Origin of the sequence: Salibacter sp., assembly GCF_031581065.1 — a bacterium.
Taxonomy (GTDB): domain Bacteria; phylum Bacteroidota; class Bacteroidia; order Flavobacteriales_G; family Salibacteraceae; genus Salibacter.
Genome location: NZ_JAVLBN010000025.1, coordinates 1 through 25,011 on the forward strand (window position 1 = coordinate 1; position 25,011 = coordinate 25,011).

Sequence of the window (25,011 nt, forward strand, 5' to 3'; positions counted from 1 at the left end):
GTGATTTTCGCCATACTAAAAGTTGATGTACAATTCAGGATTCAGAGCGCTGCCATTTTCCCACAACTCAAAGTGAAGGTGTGGTCCGGTCGTATTTTCGCCTGTGTTGCCCACAATGGCAATTGCGTCTCCGGCTTTGACAGATTCGCCCGATTTTTTGAGTAAAACAGAACAGTGTTTGTAAACAGAAACGAGGTTGTTGCGGTGTTGAATTTGCAAGACGTAACCGTCATCTGTTGTCCAGCCGGAGAAAATTACTGTTCCGTCAAGAACAGCCTTGATCGATTCGTTGTCTTTAGTGGCCACATCAACGCCAAAGTGTTCTTCATCAGCATTGAATGATGATGTGACAGTTCCTTTAACCGGAGTGAAAAACAGGTAAGCGCCACCGGTGTTGTTTGGACTAAGAGCCGAGTTGATCGTGTACTTTTCCGCTTTTTCAACATTTTGTCGAAGACTGCTATCGGCAGGTGTACGCGTGTCTTCAATAGATTCTACATTGATGTTGGTGTCCTGAACTTGTGATGCCGAATCAACCGGAACGCCTCCTGATAAAATAACACGCAGGTTGCTGATGTAGCTCTCTCTCATATTCAATTCCTGCTGGAGAGAATCGGCTTTTAAAACTGCATAGGCAGCGTTGCGTTTAGTTTTGATATCAGAATAACCTGGAATGTATTCGCGCAATGGTGTAAAAGCAATAATTGTAGTAACAGCAGTAATGAGAATGATAACCAACAACCCCACGTAAGTAAATACGTTCAATGGAGTGAGCCGGAATGAAAGCCGTTCCTCAAATGTGTCGTCATTGAGGATAACAAGACGGTACTTGTTCTTTAGTTTTTTGTAAACCTTTTTTTTGGGTTTGTCGTCCTCTGTATCCTGATTCATAACTGCGTTGCGAAAGGCAAATATCGAAAAATATAGACAGTATAAGGATACATTATTTAGAAATACGCTCGTTTAGTGAATGAAATAAAATATTTTTGGCTCTTTTGAGTTAACGCAAGCAAGAGCAAGCTAATTTGGTGACTATCAATCAACGCATACAGAGTCTTATTGTAGTGGTTCTGACCGTAACGGCAGGAAGTGTGTTTTTTTCGCACTGTTCTACCGAAAAAACGGGTTGGGCACACCGCACCTTTCACAATGTGAACGCACGATTCAACGGCTATTTCAACGCTAAAGAACTCATGCGTTTTGATGAAATTGATCTCCGTGAAACAGAAGATAACTACGATGAATTGTTACCTGTTTTTAAAGGATCGGTTGAGGAGAACAGGCAACCGATGCTCGGTGATATGGAAACGGTGATTGAAAAATGCACCAAAGTCATCAATTATCACTCGATTGAAAAGCGTGGGAAGCAGTATGTGAAGTGGATTGACAACTGCTATTTCCTGATGGGAAAAGCGAATTACTACAAAAGCGAATACGTTGAAGCGCACAATTTTTTCGACTACGTTTCAAAGAAATTCAAAGACGAAGACTCTCAGATCCCGGCTATGCTTTGGCTAGCCCGCAACAACCTCGAACGAAAGCGTTACGAGGATGCAGAAAAGGTCATGAGGCTTGCAGAGAGCAAACCAAAGATTACTGAGGAGCAACTCATCACGTTGAGGCTTATTTATGCTGATCTCTACATCAGGCAAAAGAACTACCTGCTCGCAATCCCCGAGCTGCGTTATGCAAAAACCAAGACTAAGGATAAGGACAGCAAAGCACGGCTCACATTTTTGCTCGGTCAGTTGTATCAGAAGGTAGGCGAACACCAAAACGCAAGCGATAAATTCAAAGAAGTAATTGAGTACAACCGCGATTACCGTCAGGTTTTTTACGCGAGAATTGAACGCGCAATGTCTTACAGTGGCGGTTATGGAGCGTCATCTGTGAAAGACGAGCTCAATGACATGCTGGTTGATGAAAAATACATCGAGTTTCGCGATCAAATTTATTATGCTCTCGCTGAGGTTGCACTCAAGGAAGGCGATAAAGAAAAAGGAATTGAGTTATTGAAGAAATCGGCAAGCGTGAGCCAAAACAACAACAAGCAAAAGGGCAAATCTTTCATGAAGCTCGCCAAGATTTATTTTGGCGATTTGGAGTACCAAAACGCGCAGCGCTATTACGACAGTACGTTGGCTTTTATCTCTTCAGAGCACCCGGAGTACGAGTCCACAGTCAAGCTTTCAAACAACCTGAATGAACTCGTTACTCAAATCGATATAATCGAGACACAGGATAGTTTGCTGAGAGTGGCTAACATGCCCGAGAAAGAAAGACTTTCACTGCTCGATGATATCATTGAAGCCCGTAGAGAAAAAGAACGCGAAGAAGAAGAGTTCAATACGCAAAACGATTTCGGTCAGAACCAAACGGCCATGAACCAGGGCCCCAAAACCCCGGGAATGGGCGGGAATAAGTGGTATTTCTACAGTCCCACTGCCAAAGGCCTGGGAGCATCAGAGTTTAAGCGAATCTGGGGTTCGCGTAAAAACGAAGACAACTGGAGGCGATCAGATAAAAGCACTGTCCAGGTAGATTTTGCTAAAGATGAAAGTAAGAGCGAGAACGACTCTGCAGGAGTTTTTGTCAACGCTTCAGGAGACACGGTTAAAGCTTCAAATGACTGGGAACAATATGAATATTACCTGAAGGATCTTCCATTCTCAGAAGAAAAGAAAGAAGCGGCAAATGATAAAATCATTGATGCATATTATGAGCTTGCAATCATCTACAAAGAAAAACTCGAGGATGAGCTCAAGTCAATTGAGACGCTCGAAAAACTGAACAGTCGTTTTCCTAATCACAAGCACATAGTTGGTTCTTACTTTAGATTGTACCGTATGCACGAGTCGGTTGGTAACAGTGCGCGATCTGAAGAGTACAAACAAAAAATCCTCAACCAGTTTCCTGACTCAGATTACGCTAAGGTAATTGAAGATCCATATTACCTCGAGCGTGAAAGCGAGTTGACAAAAGAAGCCAAGAAATTTTACGAAAAAACCTACGGTTACTACAACCGTGAACTGTATTTGCAAACAATGCGAAGCAGCCAAAAAGGGATAGATCTTTACAGCGAAACAGATTATGGACCCAAATTTGAGCTACTTCACGCACTTGCAGTAGGGAAGGAAAAGGGCCGTAAAACGATGATCAGCGAATTGCAAACGTTGAGTAACAAATACGATTCCACCGAAATTGGCAAGGAAGCAGCTGAGTTGATTGCAGCTGTTCAGTCTGTCGAAAAACGCGAACAGGAAGAAAAAGCTGCCGAAGCCAGAAAAGAGCAACAGGAAAAAGCCAAGAAAAACACAACCTACAACTACAATCCGGGCGAGCGTCATTTGTTTGTCGTTTTCCTCCCTACAGGCGGAAGTGCAAATCCGCGCACACTTCGGATCGGAATATCGAATTTCAACAGGCAAAACTACAAGAGTAGCGAGCTGGAGCTACAGCCTATTCAACTCAAGCCCGATACGCAAATGGTAAGCGTCAAAGATTTTGAGTCCGGAGAAAAAGCCATGACCTATTACCGCACATTCAGTAACGACAAAATAAAACTCGCCATGATCAACCAGGCCGAGCTGCCCCGGTTTGTCATCAGCTACAGCAACTACGCCACTTTTTACAAGCGCAAAGACATACAGGAATATTTAAAATTCTTCAATAATAAGTACACTGAGTTTTTGTAGAAATCGCGACAAAATTTTGTGTTTGATTAATAGTTTAATTGATTTAGATTTTCAACCAACTCAGTGTAAGAGTATTGTGAATCACTATATTTGCACGAAATAACCAGCTCAATGTTTAAAAGTAAGAACGAAATGGCAAAAGGGAAGAACGAAGGAGATCTGGGATCCAGAAATCACATTGCACAGGGAACTTCCATTAAAGGAGATGTTATCACTGAAGGTGATATTCGCATTGACGGAAAACTCGAAGGGACTGTCGTTTCAAAAGGCAAAGTAGTGGTCGGAACCACGGGCCACATCGATGGCGACATCAAATGCGACAAGGCGAATATATCTGGCCGTGTTAAAGGAAAGGCTACCGTTTCAGAGATGGTTTCTATTCAAGCTACAGGATCATTTAGCGGAGAGCTCGTTTACGGCAAGCTTGGAGTTGAGCCGGGTGCCGAATTAGAAGGCACATTCGTGATTGCTGGAAAAGTCAAAGACATGAAACGCAATGACGAAAAAGAACAAAAACGATCAGAAAAAACCGCTTGATTCCTTTATAAGGTATTCAGGAAGCGCCATTCAAATGGGAGCTGCCATAGCAATTTGCGCTTATGGCGGAGTCAAACTCGATGAATGGCTAGATACAGAACCCTGGTTTACAGTCGGACTTTCATTATTCGGAGTGTTTGCCGGATTGTATTTGGTTCTGAAAGACCTGTTAAAACAGTGAAACAACATTTTAATTTTTCGATAAAGCTCACCATTCTGGGAGCTGCTTTGTATTTCGGCAGCGATTTGTTTGAATTATCACTGTCAGATCCAAACTTTAAAGCGCCATCATTTGCTGATCACCTGTTTCTCTGGTTCATATCAGTGTTGACGATCAACATTTGCATCATCCTAAGTAGGAGACTACCAAAGTCAGTTGGATTTGGATACGTGGGATTGGGAATGTTGAAAATTATCGCCATCCCACTTTTCTTATTAGAGGAGTTCATGAATCAAACCGATGCAACCGTTCCTTTTCTCCTCCACTTTATGGTGCTCTATTTCATTTACATGATTATTGAAATTATTTTGCTCAAAAAGCTGCTCGATAAGCAGTCGTTTTCGTGAAAAAAGACCCCGAAATTTTTTCCTTTAGAAAAAGGTTTGCGGGTAAAACTTTATAGCTAAATTTGCAGCAATTTTTGAGAGGGATACGTCCAACCAGGATAAATGTACAAAATGCAATATTTCAAGGGTTTACTTAAGTCGCTGGTACTTATTTTTTTGTCTGCAACCGTAGCTATTCAGGCTCAGGCAAGTCAGGATGAGGGAAAAGAATTCAATCCGGGAGATGTAATCATGCACCACATTGCCGATTCTCATGGTTGGCACTTGTGGGATTATACAGATGAGAACGGAGAAAAACATGCTGTCAGCATTCCGCTTCCCGTTATCTTGTTTCACAATGGCGGTTTAGATATGTTCATGTCAAGCGCTTTTCATCATGGTGAAGAGCCCGTAACAAAAGGCGATGTCACCTACATAATGCACCACAGTGATATTTATGTTGCCAACGAAGCTGGCGGTTTAGATTTTGATGAAGAACATCACCCTACAAATGCACAACCTTTAGATCTTTCCATTACCAAGAATGTATTCATGATGTTATTGAGTGGCGTGTTGTTGCTCGTTTTATTTGGCGGAGCTGCACGTTCTTACAGGAAATCGACAAACGGTTCACCCAGAGGCCTTGCTTCTTTCCTTGAGCCACTCGTGGTTTTTGTTAGAGACGACATTGCAAAGCCTAATATTGGTGATAAATACCACAGATTCATGCCTTACCTGTTGACCATTTTCTTCTTTATATGGATCAACAACTTAATGGGTCTTATCCCGTTTTTTCCGGGCGGAGCTAACGTAACCGGAAATATCGCCTTCACACTTACACTGTCTGTTTTCACATTCATCGTGACGAATGTTAATGGAAACAAGCATTACTGGAAGCATATTTTTGCGACACCGGGTGTGCCTATAGCAGTGTTGCCGATTATGGCGCTCGTTGAGTTCATCGGAATATTTACAAAGCCTTTCGCGTTGATGGTTCGTTTGTTTGCGAACATCACAGCAGGGCACATTATCATATTGTCACTGGTTTCATTGATCTTTGTTTTTGAATCAGTATTTATTTCGCCTATCTCGATAGGCTTTGGATTGTTTATGAATGTGTTGGAGCTACTTGTAGCTGCTTTACAGGCTTACATCTTCACATTGCTCTCTGCGATGTTTATAGGTGGAGCTGTAGAGGAACACCATTAATTGTGGATTTATTTGTTAAACTATAAATTGTAAATTATGACTATTACAGGAATTGCAGCTATTGGTGCTGGATTGGCAGTTATTGGAGCCGGTTTAGGTATTGGAAAAATCGGTGGACAGGCTATGGAAGCGATTGCTCGCCAACCAGAAATGGCCGGAAAAATTCAAACAGCAATGATTATTGCTGCAGCGCTTGTTGAGGGTGTGGCTCTCTTTGCCGTTGTGGTTTCATTGTTGGGAACTCTTGGCTAAAAACCAAAAAGCAACAAACATTTAAAAGTAGAGGATGTCAACGATTGGTTGCAACCTCTACTTTTTCTTACGAAACAGTAATTTACCATGAATTTAGTTACACCGGATATAGGATTAATCTTTTGGACAACGCTCACGTTTCTCATCTTGCTTTTTCTTTTGAAAAAGTTTGCATGGAAGCCGATCCTGAACATGGTTAAAGAGCGTGACGAGTCTATTGAAAATGCATTGAACTCTGCTGAAGAAGCCAAAAAGGAAATGGCAGCTCTCAATGCTAAGAACGAGGAACTCCTTCAGGAAGCTCGTGAAGAACGCGACAAAATGCTGAAAGAAGCTCGTGACACAAAAGACAAAATGATAAGCGAAGCCAAAGAGCAAGCCCGTGAAGAAGGGAATAAGCTCATAAGCAACGCTCGTGAATCAATTGAAACAGATAAAAAAGCTGCATTGGCCGATATCAAAAACCAGGTAGCGACCCTTTCTGTTGAGGTTGCTGAACGTATCCTCAAAGATAAACTCGCTGAAGATGGCGGGCAGGAGAAACTCGTTGAGAAATATATTGAAAATATCAACCTGAACTGATAGTTGATAATGAAAATTACAAAAGCAGCATCACGTTATTCCAAGGCTCTACTCGAGTTTGCAGTAGAGAAAGATCAGCTCGATAAAGTGCTCGAAGATGTCAATAAGATCACTGCACTTTTATCAGAGTCAAGAGATCTTTCTACACTCATGGTAAGCCAGGTTGTGAATGATGACAAAAAAGACGAAGTATTGCGCATCATACTCAAGGACGAAGTTTCGGATCTGACCATGGGATTTATCACATTGCTTGCTCGAAACAAACGTGCCGATATTATCGCAGAAGTTTTTGAGGATTTCAAACAACGATACAAAATATACAAGCGTATTCTTACAGTTCAGGTGACAAGTGCCGCTGAGCTGAGTGATGATATGCGCAAGAAGATTAAGAGCGCCATCAAGGCCGAGAACTGGAGAGAAATTGTGATTGAGGAAACAGTTGACCCTGAGATTATCGGTGGTTTCGTCCTTAATACTAACAATTTACAGTTTGACGCAAGCGTTAGCGCTCAATTAAAAGATATTAAACAGGCATTTTCAAACAAAGAATATATCGCCCGCATTTAAGGGCCTGAAATACTAAAGTTCATTACGATGGCAGATCTAAATCCAGCAGAAGTTTCAGCAATATTAAGGGAACAGCTTTCCGGTTTCAAAAGCGATGCTGAACTCGAAGAAGTAGGAACGATATTACAAGTAGGTGACGGTATCGCCCGAATCTACGGTTTAACAAACGTTCAATCTGGTGAGTTGATTGAATTTGAAGGAGGTAAAAAAGGAATTGCACTCAACCTCGAAGAGGACAACGTGGGTGCTGTTTTGCTCGATTCTTCAAACGATATCAACGAAGGCGACACAGTAAAACGCACAAAGCAAATCGCTTCGGTCAGAACCGGAGAAGGCATTGTGGGGCGTGTTGTAAACACACTCGGTGAACCGATTGATGGTAAAGGCCCAATCAAAGGTGAAACTTACGAAATGCCACTCGAGCGTAAAGCACCGGGTGTTATCTATCGTCAGCCTGTTGATGAGCCAATGCAAACGGGTATCAAGTCAATTGATGCGATGATCCCGGTAGGTCGTGGTCAGCGTGAGTTAGTTATTGGTGACCGTCAAACAGGTAAAACAACTGTTACGATTGATACCATCATCAACCAAAAAGAATTTTACGACAGAGGAGAGCCTGTTTTCTGTATTTACGTTGCTATTGGTCAAAAAGCATCAACTGTAGCACAAATTGTAAATACGCTCGAAGAAGCCGGAGCAATGGACTACACAGTAGTTGTTGCAGCCAACGCATCTGACCCTGCTCCAATGCAGGTTTACGCTCCATTTGCCGGAGCGGCAATCGGTGAGTATTTCAGAGATACAGGTCGTCCTGCATTGATCGTTTACGATGACCTTTCAAAACAAGCTGTTGCTTACCGTGAGGTATCACTTCTGTTGAGAAGACCTCCGGGACGTGAGGCATTCCCCGGTGATGTATTCTACCTTCACTCTCGTTTGCTAGAGCGTTCAGCAAAAGTCATCGACAATGATGAAATCGCTTCTCAAATGAACGACCTTCCTGATGTTCTAAAAGACAAAGTAAAAGGTGGCGGTTCATTGACTGCACTTCCAATTATTGAAACGCAGGCCGGTGACGTTTCTGCATATATTCCAACAAACGTAATTTCGATTACTGACGGGCAAATCTTCCTCGAATCTAACCTGTTTAATTCAGGTGTTCGTCCAGCGATTAACGTGGGTATCTCGGTATCTCGTGTTGGTGGATCGGCTCAAATTAAGTCGATGAAGAAGGTTGCTGGTACATTGAAGCTCGATCAGGCTCAGTATCGTGAACTCGAGGCATTTGCTAAATTTGGATCTGACCTTGACGCAGCTACTAAGGCTGTACTCGATAAAGGTGCGAGAAACGTTGAGTTGTTGAAACAACCCCAAAACTCTCCACTACCTGTTGAAGAGCAAGTTGCAATTATGTATTGTGGTACTAAAGGTCTCCTTCAAAAAGTACCGGTAGATAAAGTACGTGAGTTTGAAGGTGAATTCCTCGCACTTATGCGTAACCAACATAAGGATGCACTCAGCGATCTCAAGTCTGGTAAATTGACTGACGAGGCTGTTGGGACTATCGAGAAAGTTTGTGCTGATATTGCAGCAAAGTATTAATTGAATGATGAGGCTATTGCTTTAAATGATAGTCTTTAAAATGATATTAGATGCCTAATTTAAAAGAGGTTCGTAACAGGATCACTTCGGTAAACTCCACCAAGCAGATTACTTCTGCTATGAAAATGGTGGCGGCTGCCAAGCTCAAAAGAGCTCAGGATGCTATTACGCAAATGCGTCCTTACGCTGAAAAACTCAGTGAAATTTTGGGTAATGTAAGTGCCAGCCTTGACGTATCGGAGAATGCTTACGCTGAAGAACGCGAAGTGAAAAAGGTTTTGATTGTTGGTGTAACATCAAACCGCGGACTTTGTGGTTCTTTCAATGCTCAAATCAACAAGAAGATCGACAAGTTCATCAAAAGTGAACTAAGTGATGTTCATGTTGATGTTGTGGCAGTAGGTAAAAAAGCTCAGGATTTCTTCAGAAAGCAACAACTGCTTCTCGAAGAAGGGGGTTCTGTTCCTCAGGAATCAAATGACATCTTTGACAATATCGAATTTGGTGTTGTTTCAGAACTTGCTGAAAAGATCATGGACGCTTTTCTCAACGGTGAGTACGATAAGGTTTACATCGGGTATAACCAGTTTAAGAATGCCGCTACTCAAGTATCGACAATCGAACAGTTTTTACCAGTAGTTACTCCTGAGACAGATGATTCTTCATCAGAATACATCTTTGAACCAAACAAGAAGGATATTCTTGATGAAATGATCCCCAAGTCGCTCAAAACTCAGCTTTTTAAGGCGATTTTGGACTCGAACGCATCAGAGCACGGTGCTCGAATGACTGCAATGCACCAGGCGACTGAAAATGCGACAGACTTGTTGAAGGAGCTAAAACTCACTTACAACAAAGCTCGCCAGGCAGCTATTACAAAAGAAATTTTGGAGATTACCTCCGGTGCCGAAGCACTCGCAGCAGACTAATCTTTCAAAAACGATTTTATACAATAAAGCCCATTCCGAAAGGATTGGGCTTTTTTAATATCTAACTAAACTAAGGTTGGATATGAATAGCTTAATGTTAAGCTATTGAATAAAAATAAACCATTAAGTGGTTAAGATTCATTTACAGGACATCATGAATGAATAAGATACGTTTTCTCTTTTAGCTTAAAACCTGTTGTATCCTAAGCTTTCAACCATTTAAAAACTACCACTAACAATTTTTTCGTCTCAGCTTCAAGCTTCCAAATCCATAGATTGTAAGTATTCTTAAATGAAACAGCGAAAATCAGAATAATAAATGATATCAGCGTTCCATCTTGGGGTTGAACACAGATGTCGCAGATTTAGCAGATTCACACAGATGAAGAAGTGGACTGTACTTAACCTCAGCCTTAACCTTGGCCTCAAGCCTCCCAACCTACAAACACCAAACTAAACATTTTACGCTACAGGGATAAAATCGGCTAATGACTCTTCATTTCTTAATGTTAAAAAAGAAAAATAAACCGGCACTTTTTTTACTCACTAATTATCCAGTTGCAGCACCGCCATAAATGCACTTTGCGGAACTTCTACATTACCTACCTGGCGCATTTTCTTTTTCCCTTTTTTCTGCTTTTCAAGGAGCTTACGTTTCCTTGAAATATCACCACCGTAACATTTAGCGGTAACGTCTTTTCGCAGTGCTCTGACCGTTTCTCTCGCAATAATTTTGCTACCCACAGCAGCCTGAATTGCGATTTCAAATTGCTGGCGCGGAATCAATTCACGCAACTTTGCACAAATCTTTTTTCCGAGCGTGAATGCGTTGTCTTTGTGGATGAGTGCACTGAGTGCATCTACCTGGTCTCCATTGAGAAGGATGTCGAGCTTTACGAGGTTTGACGCGTGCAAACCTATCGGGTAGTAGTCGAATGAAGCGTAACCCTTAGAAACTGTTTTAAGCCTGTCATAGAAGTCAAATACAATCTCGGCAAGCGGTAGTTCAAAAATGATCTCAACGCGATCCTGTGTGAGATACGTCTGGTTTTTCATGATGCCGCGTTTCTCAATACAGAGGTTCATCACCTGGCCTACAAAATCAGCTTTCGTAATGATCTGAGCCGAGATAAATGGTTCTTCGATGTAATCGATATCCGCAGGATCGGGAAAGTCTGATGGGTTAGTAATGGTTTGCTCTTCACTACTTTTGAGGTGAGCCATGTACGACACGTTTGGAACGGTTGTGATCACCGTCATGTCGAATTCGCGCTCCAGTCGTTCCTGAATGATTTCCATGTGTAACATTCCCAGGAATCCGCATCTGAAACCAAAGCCCAGCGCTGCTGAAGATTCAGGTTCAAATGTCAGTGAAGCATCGTTGAGTTGAAGCTTTTCCAGCGACTCGCGCAGTTCTTCGTACTCATCAGTATTTACCGGGTATAATCCGGCAAATACCATCGGCTTCACATCCTCGAATCCTTTTACGATTTTATCAGTGGGGCGATCTACGTGGGTGATCGTATCACCCACTTTCACTTCCTTGGCAACTTTGATACCGGAAATGATATATCCTACATCCCCGGCTGATATTTTATCTTTTGCCTCGGGCTTGAGTTTTAGCACGCCTATTTCATCAGCATCGTATTGCTTACCTGTATTGACGAACTTGACCTTATCTCCTTTTTTGAGTTCACCGTTGTAAACTCTGAAATACGCTTCTATTCCGCGGTACGGGTTAAATACCGAGTCGAAGATCATTGCCTGTAATGGTTCTGACGGATCACCTACAGGAGCAGGAACGCGTTCAATGATTGCGTTGAGCACATCGAGTACACCTTCACCGGTTTTTCCACTGGCTTTGAGAATATCTTCGTATTCGCACCCGATGAGATCCACAATTTGATCGGCAACTTCCTCGGGCATGGCGCTCGGTAAGTCCATCTTGTTCAGAACCGGAATAATCTCCAGGTCGTGTTCGAGAGCGAGATAGAGGTTTGAAATTGTTTGGGCCTGTATTCCCTGCGTGGCATCCACAATAAGGAGTGCTCCTTCACAAGCTGCAATAGAGCGGGAAACCTCGTAAGAAAAATCAACGTGACCAGGCGTATCGATAAGGTTGAGCTTATAGGTTTCGCCATTGAAGTCGTAGTTCATTTGGATAGCGTGCGACTTAATCGTAATCCCGCGTTCGCGTTCGAGGTCCATATCATCGAGGAGCTGTTCCTGCATCTCGCGTTCTGTAACCGTTTTGGTTTCCTGTAAGAGGCGATCGGCAAGTGTACTTTTACCGTGATCGATGTGTGCGATGATGCAAAAATTGCGGATGTTCTTCATATCACTCTTCATAATTCCCGCAAAGATAGGTTGAAAACAGGAGCTTGTATAATTTCTGTAATATGTGTGTCAGGAATTTTGCGACTGCTCTAAATAAGAAGCAACGTATTTGCCTATTATGTCAAATTCGAGGTTGACAACAGTGCCTTTTTCAAAGTTCTTAAAGTTGGTGTGCTCATACGTGTAAGGAATAATAGCCACTGAAAAAGCTCCCTTTTCAGATTTGACTACTGTGAGACTGGTTCCATTAATGGTAATGGAACCTTTTTCAACCGTAATTAAGTTGTCTTTTGGTTCGTATTGAAAATGAAACTCCCAACTTCCGTCAACTTCTTTGATATCGGTGACAGTTGCTGTATGATCCACGTGACCCTGCACAATGTGGCCATCAAGACGGCCATTCATTTGCATGCACCGTTCCAGATTGACGAGGTCGCCCTCTTTAAATAACCCTATGTTGGATCGATCAAGCGTTTCTTTTATTGCCGTTACGGTGTAGCGGTTCTGACCATTATCGAGATGAACCACAGTGAGGCAAACGCCATTGTGTGCTATACTCTGATCAATCTTGAGCTCAGGCGTCATTTTGGCTTCAATGGTAATGTGTAAATTTTCTCCTTCGCGCTCCAGCCCGGTTACTTTACCGAGCTCTTCAATAATTCCTGTAAACATGTTGTATTAATCCGTTGGATATGTTTGTTCCTGACGGAGCAAAGTTACGTGACCTTTGATTAATCGCGGCTCAATGCCCGATAATCTTATTTCATAAACTGTGCAGGTGTAATAGTAAACTCCGGGAGGACAATCTCCACCTTGCATTTTATTAGTTCCATCCCAGCGAATATTGGGATTGTTTGTTTCAAATACTTTCTCGCCCCAGCGATTGAAGATTTCCATATCCACGCGTTCTACGTAACGGTAAGGAAACGGAACAAGATAATCATTTGAACCGTCACCGCCTGGTGTGAAAACATTTGGAAGTCGATATTCAGGGCAGTTGTCCACACAAACCGAATCTGTCATCGGGCTTTCATTCCCAAATGAGTCGATTGCTGTGATGGCATAGCAACCTGCAACACTTTCAAGATTGTCAAAACGAACGGATGTATTTTCAGGACCGGGGACATTTTCCAGGATCTGAAAGTCACCTTCATTTCTAAATGGCTTGAAATAAACATTGTAGCTAACCACATCATCAACTGTATCACAGAGGTTGTTTGGGCTTTCCCATTCCACAATGTTGGTGAAAAGCTCACAATCACTGTCGATCATTGCATCACCGGGTGGGCAAGGCGGTTGATTATCTTCAGGGATGATGCAGGCTTGTTGAGAAAAGTTTTTCAGTGGTGACAAAATATTGTCAATTGAATACTCACCAATGGTCAGAACCCTGTAGCAGTATTCGCTCCCGTTAGCCAGCCCCGTGTCAGTATAAGTTGGGACTGATGTTGTGTCTAGCGTGTCGTATAAGCCCGAATTTTCATTGTAGCGATAAAACACATATTGATTGTTGATCCACGGTACACGCTCATCAAATGAAAGGATCACTTTGTTGTCTTGTCCAGTTCCTTCGAGGAATATCGAAGAAGCTATAGATGAGCTACCAACTCGCTGGCCATTACTGTAAATGTCAATTCTGTAAGTGTGTTGGTTATCGCGGGTGTTGAGGTTTGAATCAACAAAAGTAGTGTCGAGATCACTCAAGCTGTTTTCGGTTGTAGTTGTATAAATCTCGCTAAAATCGTTGATCAATGTACTTCTAAAAACCTTGTAATTGTATGGGCCAGTATATTGAGTGGTATCGAGCTCTGTAGGAGTTGACCACATCACTGTGTCAGATCCGTTTTGGTTATCCGTATTATTCACGCTAACTCTTGTGATAATAGGGACCTCACGCTTGAGTTGAGAACAAAATTCATTTGAAACAATACTTTCAGATCCGTCTTCAAAATAAGCGTACACTAAATAACAGTATCGAATACCGTTTTTGAGTCCGTTACCATTGTCGTCATCAAAATAATTCGTGATTGATGGGTCGTCAATATCAGCAATTTCCTGGTAGCCGAGTGATGCTGGTACACCAGTTTCGCAAGACGAGGGAGTGTAGCCGAGGCTATCTACATTTCGGTAAATTTTGTAACCAACAGCATTGTTGCAGGAGTTGTAATCCCAACCGAGCTGAATTCCATTACCCATTGGCTCGGCCTGTTCATTGTTAGGTGGGGGACCAATTACGCTGATACTCCACGTTTCGTAATTAGCCAGTGAAATATGAGTTGGGTTGAATGGATTGTCGTCAACGGCTCTGAATACGACATCGTAATCTTTCTTTCTAATATGTTGACATTGTGTGTTCCATCTAAAGCTTCCGCTCGTTGAAGGGGAAGGAGCAGGCGGACTAAAACTCGCTTTATTGCCCTGTACCAAAAATGGATCTCCTGTTGCAGTAATCGTTACTTCATGGCCGGTATTTGGGTCACTTGCAAAAACAGTTCTGTTCAGCACAGAGCCGGCAATTACACAAGTATCGTCAGTATTCGTAATGACAGGCGGGTCATTTAAGCAGTCTAAAACTGTGATCTGAATATCACGTAAAACGCTACCCACTTTTCTCATTTTACCATTTACCTCGCGGTACTCTTCAATTAAAATAGCCACATTGTATTCACCACTGCGCTGAGGAACAACCCATTGAATAGTTCCTGTTTCTGGATCTACTGTAATATTATTATTGGGACCTGGATTGATTTCATCCGGGAAAACAAAGTTTGGAAGAGGCTGAGCACTATCCCCCAAACTCACAGCCAATGAATAAACCAGGCTATCACTTGTGCCGCTATTGCTGATGTCAGCATCTACTGCTCCTGGATTGTGTTCGTAAATTTCTCTTAAGCACGCATCGTCAACCGGTGGGTTGGTCAGAACAGGGGAGGAGTTTGGTACTCCGCTCGCATAAATAAAAAGCTCACTTTTAAGTGCAAATTGCTGGAGAACAGAGTTGTCTATGTTTTCGATTCCCTCATTTCGGTTAGGGTCCACCATTGTGATTTCGTACTGCCCAACTGAAGGATAGGTGTGCTGGATAGTGTACTTATTCATTTTTATATCATCACCAAGTGAAACGCCCATGTAGCAATTTCGCTGTTGGTCAAATTGTCCATTGACCCGAGAAACCGTTTCCATGGTTCCGTCACCAAAATAGACATCTAAAGCACATCTATCTGCAGGGCGAGAGGATTCTTTAGTGTAAGTCGTTACCGTAATTTCATAGGTAAACCCACTTATATGGCGATATGTGATTTCTCCGGCACGGTTGTGAGTCGCCCATGCAGAAGAAACTGACATAAACAGAATCGAGAATAAGAGGTAAAACTTTTTCAACATAAAAATATAGTATGCGCTATAAAAACTTCTGGCTCCGAATATTTAGAACGGTAAAGTTACAAATATGTTGGCTCTTTGTAAAGACGAAAATTTATATTGTATCGTTTGCTAACATGAAAAGAAGTTTATGATGTGTTAACTTTGTGGCATGCCAACAAAAAAGAGCAAACTCAAAATAGGGATATCTTGTGGAGATATAAATGGGATAGGCCTTGAAGTGGCTCTCAAAGCCCTTGCAGATACACGCATGATGGATATTTGTACGCCTGTTATTTACGGGTCTGTTAAAGCTGCAACCTATTATAAGAACAGGATCGATATGAAAGATCTGGTCTTTAATATCACTGACACTGCCGAAAAGCTCAACAAAAGAAAGATCAATTTTGTCAATTGCTATAAAGATGAAGTTCGTGTAGATTTTGGTGAATCTACCCGTGAAGCCGGAGATTTGGCATTTCGATCACTGAAAGCAGCAACTGAAGATTTAGCCGCTACAAATATTGATGTACTTGTTACAGCACCAATAAACAAAGACAATATACAGTCAAAAGACTTTGACTTTCCCGGGCACACTGAATTTTTGGCAAACTATGCCAATGAAGAAAACCCACTTATGCTGCTTGTCCACGAAAACTTTCGTGTTGGCGTTGTTACCGGGCACATTCCACTCAAAGAAGTTCCGGATAAAATATCCAAAGAGCTAATATTGAAAAAACTGGAAATCATGAATAAATCGCTAATTCAGGATTTCAGTTGTACAAAACCCAAAATAGCTGTTTTAGGACTCAATCCGCACGCTGGCGACAACGGCCTTTTAGGAGATGAGGAAAACAAAGTCATCACTCCGGCTGTGGAACAAGCAATGGAAAGTGGTATTTATGCATTCGGACCATTCCCGGCAGACGGGTTCTTTGGTTCGGGGATGCATCACAAGTACGATGGCGTTTTAGCAATGTATCACGATCAGGGGCTTGTCCCCTTTAAAACAGTGTCGTTTGGTGGAGGAGTCAACTTCACAGCAGGTTTACCAATAGTCAGAACCTCACCAGATCACGGAACCGCATACGATATTGCCGGAAAAGGTGTGGCTGATGAAAGCTCCTTTAGAGCAGCTATTTACGAGGCAATCGATATTCACACAAGCCGAAAACGCTATCGTGAAGCGGCTTCAAACCCACTACAGCCGCAACAGATGTAGAAGTTTGAATAAAAAGCGTTATTTCTCAAAAAGTTTTTAATTTTGCAGTCCTTTATGGAAAAGCGGCAAATGCTTAAAGAATTTGAAATTCATTTTGCTGGCCTCAAAGTAGGTGAGCACAATTTTGATTTTCAAATTGACAAATTGTTCTTTGATTGCATTGAATACAGCGATATTGACGATGGTGAATTCACCGTTTCATTAAAAATGCAAAAGGAAGCAAACATGCTTCTATTGGATTTTAAAATAGACGGAGGTCTCATTTCAACATGTGATCGTTGTTTGGACCCTGTCCGTTATCCCGTTGAACTGGAAGAGCAATTAATTGTGAAGTTCAGTGACGAAGACGAACAGCCCGATGACGAGCATCTTTATCTCGTGCCCACTGATGAGCACACGATAAACGTATCGCAAATGATCTACGAGCTCATTCGTGTACAGGTACCGTTGACCGTTACCCACGAAGAAGGCGAGTGCAATGAAAAAATGATCGAAGAGCTCGAGAAAGCAAAGCCGCAAAAAGAGGACGATGTAGATCCTCGCTGGAATAAGTTAAAAGAATTGATAAACAAGGAAAATAAATAAGCTATGGCACATCCAAAGCGCAGACAATCGAAAACACGCAGAGACAAGCGCAGAACTCACTACAAAGCAGAAGCGCCAACAGTAGCTGTATGCCCAACAACAGGACAGCCACACCTCTATCACCGTGCTCACTGGCACGAAGGCAAACTTTACTACAAAGGTAAAGTCGTGATGGAAAAAGACGTACTCGTGTAATTCGGAACACTTGTGTAAATTTGGTTTTCATAACCAATCCCGAATTACATATACATGGTGAAAGTCGCATTAGATATTCATGGTGGTGATCATGCGCCCGATGTAAATATAATCGGAGCCGTAAATGCCATGAGTGAGTCAAATGACAATCTGCACGTTTGTCTTGTAGGTGATGAAGACCAGGCGATAAAAGTTTTGAAAAGAGAAGGAGTAGACCCTTCTCTTTTTTCATTTGAGCACTGTAATGAGTGCATTTCAATGGGCGATCACCCCGTTCGTGCTTTTATGTCAAAACCAAACTCGAGCATTTCAAAAGGTTTTAGCCTTCTCAAAAGTAAAGGAGTAGATGCATTTGCCAGTACCGGAAACACAGGCGCTATGCTCGTTGGAGCTATGCAAACTGTGAAATCGATACCGGGAATTATCAGACCCTGCATCTCCTCCATTTTACCTCATACTGATGGTTCTGTTGGACTCCTCCTTGACGTTGGCACCAATGCCGATTGTAAGCCGGATGTTCTCTATCAGTTCGGGATTTTAGGATCTATCTTCGCAAGGGAAGTTTACAAGATTGAAAATCCCAGAGTTGCCCTGCTCAACATCGGTGAAGAAGAGGAAAAGGGAAATCTACTTACCAAAGCAGCCTATCAATTGATGAATGATAATCAACTAATCAACTTTATTGGAAACATAGAGGGCAGTGATCTTTTCACTCCAAAGGCTGATGTGGTTATTTGTGACGGTTTCACCGGAAATGTTGTGCTCAAACAGGCTGAGGGTTTTTACGAACTCATCAAAGAGCGCAATATTGAAGATGAATACTTCAACCAGTTTAACTATGAGGAGTACGGAGGCACCCCTATTCTGGGAGTAAACGGCAACGTGTTAATAGGTCATGGCAAATCGAGTGATGTAGCCGTAAAAAAAATGCTTAAACTTGCCACAGAGGTAAGTGACGCAAATTTACCTGAAAAAATAAGTAAGGTCTTTATTTAAGATGAGTCAAAAACTGCAAGCAGCAATTACAGGAGTAGCCGGCTATGTACCGGAAAAGGTCCTGACCAACAAGGAACTGGAGAAAATGGTTGACACCACCGATGAGTGGATAACAACCAGAACCGGAATCAAAGAACGAAGAATACTCGAAGATGGAAAAGGCCCCAGCGATATGGCCGTTCTAGCGATTAAAGATCTTCTTGAAAAAACAAACACGAAGCCTGAAGAAGTTGACCTCATTCTTTTTGCGACTGTTACGCCAGATCTGGTTTTTCCGGCTACGGCAAATATTACAGCTGATAAAGCAGGATTAGTCAACGCTTTTGGGTACGATATCAATGCTGCTTGTTCCGGCTTCATTTACGCGCTCACCACCGGAGCTAAATTCGTTGAGTCCGGAACTCACAAAAAAGTAATCGTTGTTGGAGCGGATAAAATGTCTTCGATTATTGATTACCAGGATCGTGCAACGTGCATCATTTTTGGTGATGGAGGGGGAGCTGTAATGCTCGAGCCCGATGAAGAAGGTTACGGAATTTGTGATTCCATCTTAAAAAGTGATGGATCTGGCCGTAAATATTTGCACCAAAAAGCAGGCGGATCAGTTAAGCCGCCATCTATTGAAACAATACAAGCGAGAGAGCATTATGTTTACCAGGAAGGAAAGCAGGTGTTTAAAGCTGCCGTCAGCAATATGGCAGATGTTTCTCGCAGAATTATGGAACGCAATAACCTGAGTGCTGAGGACGTGGCTTATTTAGTGGCCCACCAGGCTAATCTTAGGATTATAGATGCCACCCGTAATGCGATGAACCTCGATGAGGAAAAAGTAATGATCAACATCCAGCGTTACGGAAATACGACAAACGGCACCATTCCACTTTGTTTATGGGAATGGGAAGACAAACTCAAAAAAGGAGATAATTTGATTTTAGCAGCTTTCGGAGGTGGGTTCACCTGGGGAAGTGTTTACGTTAAATGGGCGTATTAAAGTAGAATCACACAATAAAATTTTACCTTTACAAGTCATAAAAACAACAGGCTATGGATTTGAATGAAATTCAATCACTGATAAAATTTGTTTCTAAATCAGGAGCAAATGAGGTAGAACTTGAGACTAAAGATTTTAAAATCACAATCAAGTCAGGACCAAAAGGAAAAAGAGGAAAGCAGGCAGAAGAACCACAACAGGTTGTTCACACGCAAATGCCTATGGCCGCAATGCCACAGCAAATGCCAATGCCTCAACAGCCAATGCCGCAACAACAGCAAGCGGCTCCACAACAACAGTCAGAGCCGGCACAACAGTCGCAGGGATCTGACCAAAAGAAAGACGACAAAGCTGAGGACGACTCTAAATACGTTACAATTAAGTCGCCAATGATCGGTACATTCTACCGCTCTGCGTCACCTGATAAACCGCCTTATGTTGAGGTTGGTGACAGCATAAAAGAAGGAGATGTAACGTGTATCATAGAAGCGATGAAACTGTTCAATGAGATTGAATCTGAAGTGAACGGTAAAATCGTTAAGGTACTCGTTGATGATGCTACTCCGGTAGAATATGATCAGCCACTATTCCTGGTTGATCCTTCTTAATTTACTCACGTAAAAGGATTTGTTTTGGCTAAAAAAATAAAACTTTTCGATAAGATTTTGATTGCCAATAGAGGGGAGATTGCACTGCGTGTGATCAGAACCGCTAAAGAGATGGGCATCAAAACTGTAGCTGTTTACTCAACAGCTGATAAAGACAGCCTCCATGTTCGTTTTGCTGATGAAGCAGTATGTATTGGTCCGGCTTCTAGTACTGATTCGTACCTGAACATCCCCAATATCATGGCAGCGGCAGAGATCACAAATGCTGATGCTATCCATCCGGGATACGGCTTCTTGTCAGAAAACTCGAAATTCTCTAAAATCTGTGGTGACCACAGTATCAAATTCATTGGAGCTACACCTGATCAAATTGATGGAATGGGTGACAAAGCTACGGCCAAGTCAACCATGAAAGAAGCAGGTGTACCCTGTGTTCCCGGTTCTGAAGGTGTTATCGATACACTTGAAGAAGCAAAGAAAAATGGTAATGACATCGGTTATCCGGTAATGATCAAAGCTACAGCAGGTGGTGGAGGTCGTGGAATGCGCATTATTCGCAAGGATGAAGACCTCGATGAATACTGGGACAAGGCGAAAAAAGAAGCCGGAGCTGCATTTGGCAATGACGGCATGTACATGGAGAAATTCATCGAAGAGCCGCGTCATATCGAAATCCAAATTGCCGGTGATCAATACGGAAATGCCTGTCACTTATCAGAACGCGACTGCTCGATCCAGCGTAGACACCAAAAACTGGTTGAAGAAACTCCTTCACCTTTCATGACGGATGCACTCCGCAAAAAAATGGGTGAAGCAGCAATTAAGGCTACCAAAGCAATCGGCTATGAAGGTGTGGGGACGGTTGAATTCCTCGTGGATAAAAACCGCAACTTCTACTTCATGGAAATGAACACGCGTATCCAGGTTGAGCACACTATTACGGAAGAGGTGATCAACTACGATCTCGTTAAAGAGCAGATCAAACTGGCTGCAGGGGACAAGATCACACAAAAAGAATACTTCCCCAAAATGCACGCGATCCAATGCCGTATCAATGCTGAAGACCCCGATAACGACTGGCGCCCATCGCCTGGTAAAATACAGTCTTACCACGAGCCGGGCGGACACGGAATTAGAATTGATACGCATGTTTATGCAGGATATTCAATCCCTCCTCATTACGACAGCATGATCTCTAAACTGATCGCTGTTGCGCAAACTCGTGAAGAGGCTATCCTCAAAATGAGAAGAGCGCTCGATGAGTACATCATTGAAGGGATTAAAACAACAGTTCCGTTCCATCAAAAACTCATGCGAAATGAGAACTTCATCAAAGGAAACTTCACCACGAAGTTCCTTGAAGAATGGGATTACAAAGCTGAAGAGCTTTAAGGAGAACAAAATATTTTGAAATAAAAAGCCGGCCTTATAAACCGGCTTTTTTGTTTTGAGCTATGAAAATGATCAAAAAAATATGGAACGATAAACCCCTTACACTTATCCTGTTTGCTGGTGCTTTTTTTAGATTGATATCAGCAATTTTCTCTGAAGGTTACGGAATGCACGATGATCACTTTTTAGTGCTGGAGCCTGCTCAGAGTTTTTTAGAAGGCGAGGATTACAACAACTGGCTGCCCGAAAATCAGGCTAATCCGATTCCCAGCGGTCACAGTTGGTTTTATGTTGGTATTCATTACATACTGCTCTATTTGATGGAATCAATCGGAGTGGTGGACCCCAAGATCAAGATGGTTATTATAAGACTGATTCATGCCGCTTACAGCATGTTGATCATTTCGATGGGTTACAAGATTGTGCGGAGAATGAGTACTTTCCACAATGCACGCTTAGCCGGGTTGATTCTGGCTCTGCTCTGGTTTTTCCCAATCCTCTCAGTGCGCAATCTGGTGGAGATGGTTTGCATTCCACCGCTGATGGCTGCCACGTACCAGATGCTGAAATTCGATGAAAAGAGAAAATACACCTTTGTTATTCTGGCAGCAGTGTTTGCTGGTTTAGCAACCGGGGTTCGTTACCAGGCAGCTCTCTTTACGCTCGGCTTTGGACTGTTGCTGGTCATTAGACAAAAGTGGATTCCCGCGATTGTATTCAGTCTCTTTTGGACAATTACCTTTTTCGTGACCCAAATAGGAGATCTGATCATTTGGCATGAACCCTTTGCTGAGTTTTCAGAATATGTGCGCTACAACATCGAGAACAAAACAACTTATTTTAACAGGCCCTGGTATATGTACCTTGGAACAGTTGCCGGGTTGCTGGTTCCGCCAGTGAGTGTCATCCTCATGTTCGGTTTTGGATACGGAGCTAAAAAACACCTTGCCGTATTCCTACCGGCTTTCGTTTTCTTCGTCTTCCATTCATATTTTCCAAACAAGCAGGAACGCTTCATCCTCCCTGTTTTTCCGTTTGTTATCATGCTTGGAGTTGTGGGCTGGAGCATGTGGCAATCACGCTCATCATTTTGGCAAAAACGAGCCGGATTGCATCGCGGATTGTGGGTTTTCTTTTGGGTTATGAACAGTATTTTGCTCCTCTTTTTCACTCCGGCAAGCACGAAGAAAAGCAGGGTAGAGGCAGTTTACTGGCTCGGTCAACAACCCGATTTCAACAATCTCATCGTTGAGTCTTCACACAGTAGTAGCTACGTTTCGCCTCCGGCTTTTTATCTGGGAACATGGCCTGATTATTACTACACAACAAAGAAGAATTCGGCTGAGAAACTAGCGAATTTAGAGGCTGTTCAGAACCCGGTAAGTAAACCGAATTACGTGATATTCATGACTGAGGAGCATTTAGATGAGCGCGTAAAACGCTTTGAAGAAGGCTACGGGAAAGAGATCGAGTTGGCGAAAACTTTTGAGCCCAGTTACATCGATGAATTGCTTCACGAGCTCAATCCGCACAACAATAATCAAACGGTGAGGGTCTACAAGATCAAGGAGTAAACGCGCTGTTTATTTGGGTCGTGATTGCCGCAGCATCATAGCCGGAGACTCTGTAGAGTTCATCCTGCGTACCGTGCTCGATCACTTCGTCCTGAATTCCAAGTATTTTTACCCTGATGCCGGGATGATGATCAGCTACGTATTCCGCAACTGCTGAGCCGAATCCGCCTTTTTTAGCTCCGTCCTCTACGGTGATGAATTCTTTGTGGTCTTTTGTTAAATCATCGATCAGAGCCGTATCTAATGGCTTCACAAAGCGCATATCAGCGTGAGTGGGGTTGTGTTTTGTTTCGGTCAGAGCCTTTTCCACGAGCCTGCTCGTTGTGCCGATTGAAAGTACGGCAACGCGCTCACCGTGTTGGAGAACTTCTCCTTTCCCGATTTCCGCTTTCTCAGGGTCATTTTTCCAGTCGATCAGTAAACCTCTCCCGCGAGGATAGCGGATCAAAAAGCTCTGTTTTACTTCATCGAGCTGAGCGGTGTAAAGCAGGTTGCGCAATTCGTGTTCGTTTCGCGGAGCGGCAATGATGAGATTGGGGATGCAACGCGAATACGCGATATCGTAAGCTCCATGGTGGGTGGGTCCGTCTGCTCCAACCAGTCCGGCACGATCGATACAGAAAATCACTTTGAGGTTCTGAATAGCCACATCGTGAATGAGCTGGTCGTAAGCGCGCTGCAAAAAAGTAGAGTAAATGGCGACTACCGGCAACAGACCCTGCGTGGCCATTCCGGCTGCGAGTGTTACCGCATGTTGCTCGGCAATGCCCACGTCAAATGTGCGCTGCGGAAATTCGTTCATCATGAAAGTGAGCGAACTGCCCGTTGGCATGGCGGGTGTAATTCCCACCAGTTTTTCATTTTGGTGAGCCAGTTGAACAAGGCTCTGACCAAATACATCCTGGAATTTGGGCGGCTTTTCGCCAGCTTTTTCCTTTTTGAGCACCTTGCCCGTAGCAGCATCAAAAATTCCGGGAGCGTGCCACTTCGTTGGGTTTCCTGTTTCGGCCGGTTCGTAACCTTTGCCTTTTTTCGTGATAACGTGAATGAGCTTGGGGCCTTCGAGCTGTTGCGTTTTTTGAAAAACGTGATTCAACAATTCGATATCGTGCCCGTCAATGGGGCCAAAATAGTTGAAGTGCAAATCTTCAAAGAGGTTTGAATCGGGTTGTGGTTTTCCCGCAAAAGCCCGCTCAAGTTGGTCGTAAATGCGGTTCGGTTCTGACCGGTACCGATCAACTGAAGATTTTAGGAACTGGTTGAGCGCTCCCACGCTGGGGTCGATGCTCATGCAGTTGTCGTTGAGCACAACAGTGAGGTTGGTTCCGGCTGTTCCAGCGTGGTTGAGCGCCTCGAATGCCATTCCGGCCTGCATGGCGGCATCGCCAATGACGGCCACGTGCTGGCGCTGCTTGTTTTGGAGTTTATCGGCCAGTGCCATTCCCAGCGCAGCGCTGATAGATGTCGAGGAATGTCCCACACCAAAGGTATCGTATTCGCTTTCCGCTCGTTTAGGAAAGCCCGAGAGTCCGTGCAGTTTGCGGTTCGTGTGAAATTGCTCTCTCCTTCCCGTGAGGATTTTGTGTCCGTAAGCCTGGTGGCCCACATCCCAAACGAGTAAATCATCTGGCGTTTGGTAACAGTAGTGCAGTGCTACGGTTAGCTCTACGGTTCCCAGGCTGGCCCCGAGGTGACCGCCATGTTCTGCCACGATGGAAATGATGAATCCCCGCAACTCGCGGGCCAGCTCATTGAGATCTGACCGTTGCAGTTTTCGCAAGTCCTGTGGATTGTCGATGGAGGATAACAATTTCATTGGGTGCAAAGGTAAT

The 25,011-nt window shown here is 43.2% G+C and carries 23 protein-coding genes; 18 read left to right on the top strand and 5 right to left on the bottom strand.

Features of this window, described 5'->3' with window-relative positions; translation table 11 throughout:
* Positions 1-15: 15 nt before the first annotated feature.
* Complete coding sequence (locus RI557_RS07330; RefSeq protein ID WP_310683015.1) at positions 16-891, bottom strand: M23 family metallopeptidase; 876 nt, start codon at positions 889-891, stop codon at positions 16-18.
* Positions 892-1,028: 137 nt separating this feature from the next.
* Here RI557_RS07330 and RI557_RS07335 point away from each other — a divergent pair, with 137 nt between their 5' ends.
* From RI557_RS07335 to atpG, 10 genes are all read left to right on the top strand, one after another.
* Positions 1,029-3,695, top strand: coding sequence for a hypothetical protein (locus RI557_RS07335; RefSeq protein ID WP_310683017.1), 2,667 nt, complete (start codon positions 1,029-1,031; stop codon positions 3,693-3,695).
* Positions 3,696-3,806: 111 nt separating this feature from the next.
* On the top strand, positions 3,807-4,232 hold the full coding sequence (locus tag RI557_RS07340) for a polymer-forming cytoskeletal protein (protein ID WP_310668177.1): 426 nt from the start codon (positions 3,807-3,809) through the stop codon (positions 4,230-4,232).
* Positions 4,192-4,413 carry an AtpZ/AtpI family protein gene (locus RI557_RS07345; RefSeq protein WP_310668176.1) on the top strand — a complete coding sequence of 74 codons (222 nt, stop codon included), beginning with the start codon at positions 4,192-4,194 and terminating at the stop codon, positions 4,411-4,413. Before RI557_RS07340 ends, RI557_RS07345 begins: the two co-directional genes overlap by 41 nt.
* Positions 4,410-4,799 carry a hypothetical protein gene (locus RI557_RS07350; RefSeq protein WP_310668175.1) on the top strand — a complete coding sequence of 130 codons (390 nt, stop codon included), beginning with the start codon at positions 4,410-4,412 and terminating at the stop codon, positions 4,797-4,799. The genes RI557_RS07345 and RI557_RS07350 overlap by 4 nt, the downstream gene beginning before the upstream one ends.
* Positions 4,800-4,901: 102 nt before the next feature.
* On the top strand, positions 4,902-5,987 hold the full coding sequence (gene atpB, locus RI557_RS07355) for a F0F1 ATP synthase subunit A (RefSeq protein WP_409079686.1): 1,086 nt from the start codon (positions 4,902-4,904) through the stop codon (positions 5,985-5,987).
* A 36-nt stretch (positions 5,988-6,023) separates the two neighbouring features.
* Entirely contained in the window at positions 6,024-6,239 is a 216-nt protein-coding gene (atpE, locus tag RI557_RS07360) for an ATP synthase F0 subunit C (RefSeq protein WP_151169169.1), read from the top strand.
* Positions 6,240-6,326: 87 nt separating this feature from the next.
* On the top strand, positions 6,327-6,821 hold the full coding sequence (locus tag RI557_RS07365) for a F0F1 ATP synthase subunit B (RefSeq protein ID WP_310668173.1): 495 nt from the start codon (positions 6,327-6,329) through the stop codon (positions 6,819-6,821).
* 9 nt (positions 6,822-6,830) lie between these two features.
* Positions 6,831-7,388, top strand: coding sequence for an ATP synthase F1 subunit delta (atpH, locus tag RI557_RS07370; RefSeq protein WP_310683024.1), 558 nt, complete (start codon positions 6,831-6,833; stop codon positions 7,386-7,388).
* Positions 7,389-7,415: 27 nt separating this feature from the next.
* Complete coding sequence (atpA, locus tag RI557_RS07375; RefSeq protein WP_310668171.1) at positions 7,416-8,990, top strand: F0F1 ATP synthase subunit alpha; 1,575 nt, start codon at positions 7,416-7,418, stop codon at positions 8,988-8,990.
* Between the two features lie 50 nt (positions 8,991-9,040).
* Positions 9,041-9,919 (top strand): ATP synthase F1 subunit gamma, encoded by an 879-nt coding sequence (gene atpG, locus RI557_RS07380; protein ID WP_310668170.1) that lies wholly within the window; start codon positions 9,041-9,043, stop codon positions 9,917-9,919.
* A 546-nt stretch (positions 9,920-10,465) separates the two neighbouring features.
* Here atpG and lepA read toward each other — a convergent pair.
* From lepA to RI557_RS07395, 3 genes are all read right to left on the bottom strand, one after another.
* On the bottom strand, positions 10,466-12,256 hold the full coding sequence (gene lepA / locus RI557_RS07385; RefSeq protein WP_310683045.1) for a translation elongation factor 4: 1,791 nt from the start codon (positions 12,254-12,256) through the stop codon (positions 10,466-10,468).
* Positions 12,257-12,325: 69 nt separating this feature from the next.
* On the bottom strand, positions 12,326-12,928 hold the full coding sequence (locus RI557_RS07390) for a riboflavin synthase (RefSeq protein WP_310683026.1): 603 nt from the start codon (positions 12,926-12,928) through the stop codon (positions 12,326-12,328).
* Between the two features lie 6 nt (positions 12,929-12,934).
* The gene (locus RI557_RS07395) at positions 12,935-15,640 is read right to left on the bottom strand and encodes a gliding motility-associated C-terminal domain-containing protein (RefSeq protein ID WP_310668168.1); all 2,706 of its coding nucleotides are present in this window, start codon (positions 15,638-15,640) and stop codon (positions 12,935-12,937) included.
* Between the two features lie 148 nt (positions 15,641-15,788).
* Between RI557_RS07395 and pdxA the strand changes: the two genes are divergently transcribed.
* From pdxA to RI557_RS07435, 8 genes are all read left to right on the top strand, one after another.
* On the top strand, positions 15,789-16,838 hold the full coding sequence (gene pdxA, locus RI557_RS07400) for a 4-hydroxythreonine-4-phosphate dehydrogenase PdxA (RefSeq protein WP_310668167.1): 1,050 nt from the start codon (positions 15,789-15,791) through the stop codon (positions 16,836-16,838).
* Positions 16,839-16,892: 54 nt separating this feature from the next.
* Positions 16,893-17,423: a DUF177 domain-containing protein gene (locus RI557_RS07405; protein WP_310668166.1), complete on the top strand. Its 531-nt coding sequence runs from the start codon at positions 16,893-16,895 to the stop codon at positions 17,421-17,423.
* Between the two features lie 3 nt (positions 17,424-17,426).
* Entirely contained in the window at positions 17,427-17,618 is a 192-nt protein-coding gene (rpmF, locus tag RI557_RS07410) for a 50S ribosomal protein L32 (RefSeq protein ID WP_151169189.1), read from the top strand.
* A gap of 54 nt (positions 17,619-17,672) precedes the next feature.
* The gene (plsX, locus tag RI557_RS07415; protein ID WP_310668165.1) at positions 17,673-18,614 is read left to right on the top strand and encodes a phosphate acyltransferase PlsX; all 942 of its coding nucleotides are present in this window, start codon (positions 17,673-17,675) and stop codon (positions 18,612-18,614) included.
* 1 nt (position 18,615) lies between these two features.
* Complete coding sequence (locus RI557_RS07420; protein WP_310683028.1) at positions 18,616-19,605, top strand: beta-ketoacyl-ACP synthase III; 990 nt, start codon at positions 18,616-18,618, stop codon at positions 19,603-19,605.
* 53 nt (positions 19,606-19,658) lie between these two features.
* Entirely contained in the window at positions 19,659-20,213 is a 555-nt protein-coding gene (gene accB / locus RI557_RS07425) for an acetyl-CoA carboxylase biotin carboxyl carrier protein (protein ID WP_310668163.1), read from the top strand.
* Between the two features lie 24 nt (positions 20,214-20,237).
* On the top strand, positions 20,238-21,605 hold the full coding sequence (accC, locus tag RI557_RS07430; RefSeq protein WP_310668162.1) for an acetyl-CoA carboxylase biotin carboxylase subunit: 1,368 nt from the start codon (positions 20,238-20,240) through the stop codon (positions 21,603-21,605).
* Positions 21,606-21,667: 62 nt separating this feature from the next.
* The gene (locus RI557_RS07435; protein WP_310683030.1) at positions 21,668-23,179 is read left to right on the top strand and encodes a glycosyltransferase family 39 protein; all 1,512 of its coding nucleotides are present in this window, start codon (positions 21,668-21,670) and stop codon (positions 23,177-23,179) included.
* Here RI557_RS07435 and dxs read toward each other — a convergent pair.
* The gene (gene dxs / locus RI557_RS07440) at positions 23,169-24,995 is read right to left on the bottom strand and encodes a 1-deoxy-D-xylulose-5-phosphate synthase (RefSeq protein ID WP_310683032.1); all 1,827 of its coding nucleotides are present in this window, start codon (positions 24,993-24,995) and stop codon (positions 23,169-23,171) included. The two genes, RI557_RS07435 and dxs, sit on opposite strands and share 11 nt — an antisense overlap.
* Between the last annotated feature and the right edge of the window lie 16 nt (positions 24,996-25,011).